Source organism: Methylobacterium sp. B4, from assembly GCF_003201865.1.
In the GTDB taxonomy this organism is placed as follows: Bacteria; Pseudomonadota; Alphaproteobacteria; order Rhizobiales; family Beijerinckiaceae; genus Methylobacterium.
In genome coordinates, this window is record NZ_QJJJ01000011.1 from 1 (window position 1) to 8,816 (window position 8,816).

4 protein-coding genes are annotated in these 8,816 nt (G+C 67.4%); 3 read left to right on the top strand and 1 reads right to left on the bottom strand.

The genetic code is table 11. The features are described from left to right. Positions 1-140: 140 nt before the first annotated feature. Positions 141-1,715: a DUF262 domain-containing protein gene (locus BY998_RS14695; RefSeq protein WP_245421602.1), complete on the top strand. Its 1,575-nt coding sequence runs from the start codon at positions 141-143 to the stop codon at positions 1,713-1,715. A gap of 122 nt (positions 1,716-1,837) precedes the next feature. Continuing rightward, complete coding sequence (locus BY998_RS14700) at positions 1,838-2,071, top strand: hypothetical protein (protein ID WP_015824439.1); 234 nt, start codon at positions 1,838-1,840, stop codon at positions 2,069-2,071. Positions 2,072-2,339: 268 nt separating this feature from the next. Here the strand turns inward: BY998_RS14700 and BY998_RS24425 are convergent, their stop codons facing one another. Further along, entirely contained in the window at positions 2,340-2,618 is a 279-nt protein-coding gene (locus tag BY998_RS24425) for a hypothetical protein (protein WP_181425531.1), read from the bottom strand. A gap of 540 nt (positions 2,619-3,158) precedes the next feature. Here BY998_RS24425 and BY998_RS14710 point away from each other — a divergent pair. After that, positions 3,159-8,792 carry a DUF3320 domain-containing protein gene (locus BY998_RS14710; protein ID WP_110352366.1) on the top strand — a complete coding sequence of 1,878 codons (5,634 nt, stop codon included), beginning with the start codon at positions 3,159-3,161 and terminating at the stop codon, positions 8,790-8,792. Positions 8,793-8,816 lie beyond the last annotated feature (24 nt).

Consider the following 8,816-nt stretch of genomic DNA (forward strand, 5'->3'; position numbering starts at 1 on the left):
CGCGACGGACTGCCTCCGTCGTGGTGGCGCTTCCATGGAGAACCTGGCCCATAGCGCATCCCTCGCAGCATGGTGGTCAACCGTACCACCACACCGCGGGATCAAACAAGAACTTCCGGCACGGCGACACACACAACGAGATGACCGAGCCCGACGGACGCGACGTCATGCTGGTGCTCGACGGACAGCAGCGCCTGACCTCGCTGCTCATCGGCCTGCGCGGCACCTATGCGGTGCGAGCGAAGTACGCACGGCGCCACAACCCCGACGCCTGGAGCCGACAGCGCCTCTATCTTGACCTCTTGAAGGACCCAGCGACCGACGACGAGGTCAGCGACGACGAGGACCTCGGCGTCACCTACGGACTACGCTTCTTCGAGGGGGAGCCGAAGAGCAGCGCGCAGCACCTCTGGCTGAAGGTCGGACGCATCCTCGACTGCACCAGCGACGACGCGTTCGACCGGCTCAAGGACGAGGTCCTCGACGCTTTGCCTGACGCGACCACGCGGGCGCAGACGCGGACCGCCGAGCGTACGCTCGACCGGCTTTACCGCACGGTTTGGAAGGACGGCGTGATCGCCTACTACACCGAGAAGGACCAATCGTACGACCGCGTGCTCGACATCTTCATCCGCGCCAACGACGGCGGAACGAAGCTGAGCAAGTCCGACCTCCTGCTGTCGATGATCACCTCGAAGTGGGCTGGGGTGAGTGCTCGCCAAGAAATCTACGGCTTCGTTGACCACCTGAACGACGGTCTCGTCGCCCGGAATCGGCTCGACAAGGACTTCGTTATGAAGTCCTGTCTCGTGCTGTGCGACCTCGACCCGCGTTATAAGGTCGGCAACTTTACGACCGCCAACCTCGCCCGCATCGAAGCGAACTGGACACGCATCAAGGCGAGCCTCGAGGCGACGCTGCGCCTCGTGAATCGTTTCGGCATCGACGGGGAGACGTTGACCTCGCTCAACGCGCTCCTACCGATCGCCTACTACCTGCACCGGATCGGCAGCGGCAGCCTGGACGGCTCGACGCCGTTCGAGGCTACGAACGCCAAGCGCATCCAGCAGTGGCTGCTTGGGAGTCTCCTGAACGGGGTGTTCGGCGGCAGCTCCGACCGGACGATAGGCACGGCGCGTTCGATCTTACAGGAGACACTGCAGACGGAACGGGACTTCCCGCACCGCACGCTCGCACAGGGCCTCGCTTCACGCGGCCGTGTCGCTGGCTTCGACGCGAACAACATCGAGGGGGTGCTCGAAACAGGGTACAACAAGCGCAACTGCTTCTTGGCGCTCTCAACCCTCTACGATGCGAATGCTTGGGGCTCGGCCCCGCACCACATTGACCACATCATCCCGCGCTCGCTCGCCGACCGGAAGGCCCTGATGGCGCAGAACCTGTCAGAGTCGCTGATCGAACGCATCCTCGACAGCGTGAACCGGCTCGGCAACCTGCAGCTGCTGCTCGCACGCGAGAACCTCGAGAAGAGCAATCTGCCGTTCGGTCAGTGGCTCCAGACGCGCGACAGCACCTTCTTGGAGCGGCACCTGATACCGAACAAGCCGGCCCTCTGGCAGGTGAGCGCGCTGCCGGACTTCGTCGCGGAGCGGGAAGAGCTGATCCGGCGGCGGCTGCGGAGGCTCGACTTGGAGCCTGCGAGCACCGCACTATCGGAGCCATCTCCTCTGTCGGAGAGTGCGGCGGGAAACTGATCGGCGGTGATGTCACGCAACCGGCCGGCATCACCGCCTCGTCCAACGATACCGAGCAGCCTCAGGCGAAGCAGCCGTCGTCTGCCGTACACGCAGCTTCGTGGCGGGCGGGGACCCGCTTCGTGCGCATCACAGTGGACGGTGAGCGTTTCGTACCCCACCGCTTCAGCGACGGCTTCTTCCGCATGGCCGACCCGGCGTACGGCAAGGTTAAGCATCATGCTGCCAACCAGATCGCCGTACGAGACGACGAGGTCGGCGGGTACCTCGAACGCGGGTTCCTCCTGCGCATGCGCGGGGAGCGGAAGGGGCAAGTCAACCTGATCGCGGCAGCCGAGATTAAGCGGGAGGACTAACATACCCTAAGTTAGGAGAGCGGTCCCGCTTCTAGGTCGCGCCAAGCCCCCCGATTGTCGTGAGGCGGCAACCCAGCTCGAAACCTAAATGGCATCATCAGGGCCCTGCGGAGGTGAAATCTATCGAAACCGATCACTGTAGTTTAGAACACCCCTCGTCGATCGACAGCGCCGCACCGAACACTACCGCGAACACGATTTACCTGATCTACACTTCCGCGCCTGCACACGACAGGCGCTGCTCCCCCTGCGCCCTTACCCCTGAATTTCACCGCAGTTCCGGTGCGGCGTCCCTCCCACGGGGCGCCCCTTCATGCATTTCGACTACGACGATTACCGCTGCTTCATCGCCGCGCTCACGACAAGCCGCCGCATCGATGCCGCCCCGCACGATCTCGCGCGGCTCCTGCGTCACCCAAGCTTGTTCACCCCGTCGCCGGCAGATCGGCAACAACCACACCCAATCACGATCGACCTCGATCCAGTCCCAGAAGGTCGCGGCGCGGTAACGCTTCATTGCCCGAAGAGCGGCATCAGCGAGCGCCACTTCCTCCGGACGCGACACCTATCGACCTGGCGCCTCACGGCCGAGACTGGGATGACGAGGCCGTCCGCGATGTTCGCAGAGCGCACACCTTCGCGCTGACTGTCGACTTGATCCCCCTCCTCCAGCCGGGACCGGCGATTGCCACCCGCGTGATTCTCTCCTTCCCCTTCGTGCGCGAACCTTGGTGGCCCCAGGACATAGCGGGCGCACTGGGCAGCCTTGCGGACATCTGGCTCCGGCGCCTGAAGGAACTGGCGACAGCCAGATACTGAAAAGCGCACGGCAGACGGGTGCGGGGCCAGAGTGGACACATCGCCGAAGTCGCGCCCTTCTGCGACCTGCCAAGTGTCTGAAACTTGGCAGGTCTGACCGCGACAATTCTGCCGACATACCGCCTCGAATGCATCCTGCGAGCTACAGCTCGCCCCCGCCGGTTTATCGACACCACAGCGACGGCCCAATCCGTTCGTCGACCCGTGTCCAAACGGCCATAGACAAGCTAGGCCGAAATATCGTTCAAGTTCCCCAACGGAGGAAAAAATGGCGGGAACGGCATCGGCTGTGCAGGATGATAGCTCCGGGTCAGTCTTCCAGTCGGATCTGCCTGTAGACGCCAAGGTCGAGCGCGCGCGCGCCGAACTCCTCGACCTCTCTGCGCGCAACCGCCTGCTCAATATTCCGCGCTCAGCCAAGAGCGTGAAATCTCTCGAGATTGTCGACGAGAAGGCGTCCGAGGTGTTCAGGATGCTCTTGCGCGAGGGCAAGACCTTCACCTTTCTGCCCGGCCGCGTCAGCCGGGTGAAGGCTGAGCAGGAATCTCCTGAAACCGTAGAGCCAGAAGCCGCAGATGCAGAAGCCGAGCCGGAGGAGATCGATGCGCTCCCCCAGCCTGAGGCCGACTCGCTCAACGATCGTGGCGTTTACATCCGCCATGCCGACACCAAACTCCAGACCCGCCTGACCTCAGAAGGGCTGCAGAAGCGCCTACTCGACCTCTACGTCGATGCGCGTACGCTCGAGGAGGAGCAGGGCGTTAATGTCCTCTACCTCGCGCTCGGCACGCTGAAGTGGATCGACCCCAACAACGCAGCCAACGTCCGGTACGCGCCGCTAACCCTGCTGCCGGTCAGGCTCGAGCGCGGGTCGGCCGCCGAGCGCTTCCGCTTGCGCTGGCGCGGCGAAGAGCAAGCCCCGAACCTCTCGCTCGAAGCCTATCTCGAGCGCGTTCATACGATCCGCCTGCCCGGGATGGAGCTCGGCGAGGAGTTCGACCCAACGGTCTACGCCGCCGACGTAGCGCAGGCCGTCGCTCTGAAGCCGGGCTGGGAAGTCCTGCCCGACGACATCGTGCTCGGGTTCTTCTCGTTCGCGAAGTTCCTGATGTACCGCGATCTCGACCCGGCTAACTGGCCGGCGGGCGCCCGCTTCACGGACCGAGCGACGATCCGCGCGCTCCTGTCTGACGGATTCCCGCCGGCCCACGACCTCATCGGTGAGGACGCCGCGATCGACCCGCACATCGGACCGGCCGAGCAACTCCACATCGTGGACTGCGACAGTTCGCAGTCCGTGGCGGTGCACGAGGTGCGGCGCGGCCGCGACCTCGTCATCCAGGGGCCGCCCGGCACCGGCAAGTCGCAGACGATCGCCAACATCATCGCGGCCGCGATCGCCGACGGGCGCAGCGTGCTGTTCGTGGCCGAGAAGATGGCCGCGCTTGAGGTGGTCAAGCGGCGCCTCGACCGTGCGGGGGTGGGCGATGCCTGCCTCGAGCTGCACTCCAACAAGGCTAACAAACGCGCGCTGCTCGACGAGCTGCGCCGCACCTGGGAGCTCGGCGCGCCCCGATCCGGCACCGAGACGAGTCTCATCGCCCGGCTAACCGAGGCGCGCGACGCGCTGAACGCCCATCCAGCGCGGCTCCATCAGCAGCACGCCCCCTCAGGCCTCACGCCGTACCAAGTTATCGGACACCTCACGCGGCTGCGCCAGGATGGCGAGCGCCCGACGAACCTCGAGCTGCCCGCAGCGCCATCCTGGAACGCGGACGGGGTGCGGCAGCGCGACGATCTGCTGACCGAGCTTGCCCAGCGCGTCGCCGACATCGGCCGGCCAGACGATCACCCCTGGCGCGGTGTGGGGCTTGAGACGATCCTGCCGACCGATGTCGAGCGGCTGAAGCTCCGCCTTGCCGACCTACAGGTGGCCCTGGGGGCGGTGCAGGCCGAGGCCGAAGCCGTCGGGGATTCACTTGGCCGACCGGGGCTCGCGTCCCTCGGCGACCTCGAACTCGCCGCCGCGCTGGCCGAGCGCTTCGCCGGAGCGCCGACGCTTCTTGGCGACGCAGCCCTCGGCTGCGAGGCGTGGGCCTCGCACCGGCCTGAGATCGCCGCGCTGCTCGAGCGTGGCAGCGCCTACGCCGCGCTCGTCGCCGAACTGTCCGGGGCGGTGCGGGCGGAGGCCTATGCGATCGACGTCGCGGGCCTGCGCACCGGGCTCGAGACACTGCCGAGAACCTTCCCGGCCGAGGGATTCGCTCGCGCGGCCGCGCTCGAGACGCAGGTCCCGCGTGTGCTGGCCGCTGCACGCGATCTGAGGGGGCGTCTCGGGTCGGCGGCTTCGGTCGAAACCCTGAGTGACGTCGAGCGCCTCGTGACCACCGCGCGGCGTGTCGCGGACGCCCCAGACGCGAGCCCCGAGGCCTTCGCCGCAACTGTGTGGGAGCGCGGTGTCGATCAGGCGGGAGACCTCGCTGAAGCGGCGGCCCGGCTGGCCCAGGCCAGAGCAGCGACCGCGGGCGTCCTGACGGAGGCTGCCTGGACGACGGAGCTCGCGTCGGCGCGTCAAGTCCTGGCAGCCAAGGGGACGAGTTTCACCCGGTTCTTGTCAGGTGAGTGGCGCGCGGCCAACCGCCTCGTAAGGACGGTGTTGGCGGCGCCTGCCACCCCGCTGCCCGCGGTACTCGCCGCCCTCGACGCACTTCAGGCTGGCAAAGCGGCGATCGCCCTCCTGCAAGCCGAGGATGCCTTCGGGCGGGCGGCCTTCGGCACCGACTGGCGGGCTGAGCGCTCCCGGCCTGAGCCACTCCAGGCCCTCGTTGCCTGGATGCGTAGCCTGCGCGGCCTGGGCGCTGAACCGCGCCTGATCGCGAGCCGTCTACCCGATCGCGCCGATCTCGAGGCGCGGGCCTCTGCCCTCGCGCGGCTGTGCGAGGTGCTCGGTCCGATCGCGTCCGTCCACTGGGCGGATCTCGGCGACGCGAATGAAGCAGCTTTCCCCAGCGTAGTGAACGTCAATCAAGTGCCGCTCGCGCGCCTGGCCGATCGTGCGGGGGCCATCGCCTCCCTCGACGCGGGCTGTCGCGCCGTGATGATCGAGACGGACACGCCCGTACCCCAGCGCCTCGCCGTGCTGGCGCACCTGACCGCCGCACAGGAGGCCGGCGACGCGCTCGAAGCAGCGGACGCACTCGGCCGCACCGCATTCGGTCTGGCTTGGCGCGGCTCTGCCTCCGACTGGCCAGCCCTCAGGTCCGCTGCAGAATGGGTCACGGACAACGCCGATATTCGCGTGCAGTCCGCACGCGTCTCAGACCGGGTGGCGCTGGCCAAGCGAGCGGAGGCAGCCGCGGCTGAGGCCAGACGCTTGACCACTGACCTCGACGCGCTCTTCGCGGATCTGAGGCTCGAGGTCGTTGCTCGGTTCACCCACCCGGGTGCAGGCACGATCCCAACAGAGACTTTACGCTCCGCTGTTGCGCGCTGGGGCACTAAGATCGAGGGGCTCTCGAAGTGGGTAGCCTACCGCGAACGTGCCAACCGGGCCCGGGATCTTGGACTCGGAGAGTTGGTCGACCGGCTGGCGGATGGGCGTCTCGCACCGAACACCGCCCGGCCGGCTTTCGAGATGGCGTACTTCGAGGCGCTGTTTCGTGCACTCACCAAAGCCGACCCCGCGCTCGCCCGCTTCGACGGTGAACTGCATGGACGGCTGGCCACGCAGTTTGCCGACCTCGACCGGCAGCGCATCGCCCTGGCGAGCGTCGAGGTCGCCCGCGCCCACCACCGGCGTATCCCGAAGGTCGCGGGCGGCCTCGGGCCACTCGGCGTGCTCAGGGCCGAGATGGCGCGCAAGCGCGGCCACATGCCGATCCGCCAACTCATGCAGCGCGCCGCCCCGGCGATCCAGGCGCTCAAGCCCGTCCTGATGATGAGCCCACTCTCGGTGGCGCAGTTCCTGCCGCCAGGGGTGATCGAGTTCGACCTCCTCGTGATGGACGAGGCGAGTCAGATCCAGCCGGTCGACGCGCTGGGCGCCATCGCGCGCGCGCGCCAGGTCGTTGTGGTCGGTGACGAGAAGCAGCTGCCGCCCACCCGCTTCTTCGCCAAAATGACTGGCGGGACGAGCGACGAGGACGACGACGGCACCGCGCAGGTCGCTGACGTCGAGAGCGTGCTCGGCCTATTCACCGCTCGCGGCCTGCCGCAGCGCATGCTGCGCTGGCACTATCGCAGCCGGCACCAGTCCCTGATCGCCGTCTCGAACAGCCAGTTCTACGAGAACAAGCTGTTCATCGTGCCGAGCCCCTATACCGGCGAGGCCGGGATGGGCCTGCGCTTCCACGCGGTGGCCGGCGGGGTGTTCGACAGCGGCAACACCGGCACCAACCCGGTCGAGGCGAAGGCTGTGGCCGAGGCCGTGCTTCGGCACGCGCTGACCCACCCGAACCTCAGTCTGGGCGTCGTGGCGTTCTCGGTTAAGCAGCGTCGCGCCATCCAAGACGAGGTCGAGCGTCTGCGCCGGCTCAACCCCGAGACGGAGCCCTTCTTCCAGGACCATCCGAGCGAGCCGTTCTTCGTCAAAAACCTCGAGAACGTGCAGGGCGATGAGCGCGACGTCGTAATGATTTCAGTCGGCTACGGGCGCAACGCGCAAGGGTACATGGCGATGCGCTTCGGGCCCTTGAGCGCGGAGGGGGGCGAGCGGCGCCTCAACGTTCTGATCAGCCGGGCCAAGCGCCGCTGCGAGGTCTACGCCTCGATCACCGATGAGGACATCGACCTCGAGCGCGCCAAGGGCAAGGGCGTGCTGGCCTTCAAGCTGTTCCTGCACTTCGCCCGCACAGGGCGGCTCGGCATCGCGCAGACGACAGGGCGCGACCACGACAGCGTGTTTGAGGCACAGGTCGCGCGCGCTCTGCAGGCCCGCGGCTATCATGTCCACCCGCAGGTCGGTCTGGCGGGCTTCTTCATCGACCTCGCTATCGCCGATCCCGAGCGGCCCGGCCGCTACCTCATCGGCATCGAGTGCGATGGGGCAGCCTACCACGCATCCCGATCGGCGCGCGACCGCGACCGGCTGCGCCAGGCCGTGCTCGAAGACCACGGCTGGATCATTCACCGGATCTGGAGCACCGACTGGTTCCAGCGCCCCGAGGAACAGCTCGAGCGGACGATCGCGGCGATCGAGGCGGCCAAGGTCGAACTCGACGCGCGCTTGGAGTTCGGCGGGGCCCGTGCGCGAGCCGTTCCGGTCGAGGTCGTGACGATCGAGCGGGCTGACGTCGTCGAGGTCGGCCTGAGCGAGCGCTCGGACGACCAGCCGAGCCGCCTCTACGTCGAGCTGGTGCCCAACGCCCCGCGCGGCCAGCCCGAACTGCATGAGACGCCGACAGGACTGCTAGCCGGCCTCGTCGAGCAGGTTGTGGCGGTCGAGGGGCCGGTGCACATCGACGAGGTGACCGCTCGCGTGCGCCAGGCCTGGGGCCTGCAGCGCAGCGGTCCGCGCATCCAGGCAGCGGTCGAGCGCGGTGCAGAGGCGGCTCGCGCGCGTGGGGGGATCGAGCGGGACGGCTCGTTCCTCGCACTGCCGGGCCAGACCGTGACCGTGCGCGACCGAAGCTTGGCCGGGTCGGGTACGCTGCGGCGGCCGGAGATGCTGCCACCGACCGAGCTGCGTGCAGCGATCCAAGAGGTCGTGACAGGGAGTTTCGGGGCGAGCGCCGAGGAGATCGTCCCAGCGGTCGCACGGATGCTGGGGTTTAAAGCGACGAGCGCTCAGCTGCGCGACGTCGTTGGAGCACAGATCGAGGAGCTCACGCGGGACGGCAAGCTGACCACGCAGGGGGCGCTGCTGACGGTGGCGAGCCCGTCGCCAGCGCCACAGGCGGTGTGAGCGCCGATAGCGATGAGGATATTG

Coding starts and splice junctions, on each gene's coding strand:
- BY998_RS14710 (WP_110352366.1), top strand. CDS start 3,159: ATGGCGGGAACGGCATCGGCTGTGCAGGATGATAGCTCCGGGTCAGTC.
- BY998_RS14695 (WP_245421602.1), top strand. CDS start 141: ATGACCGAGCCCGACGGACGCGACGTCATGCTGGTGCTCGACGGACAG.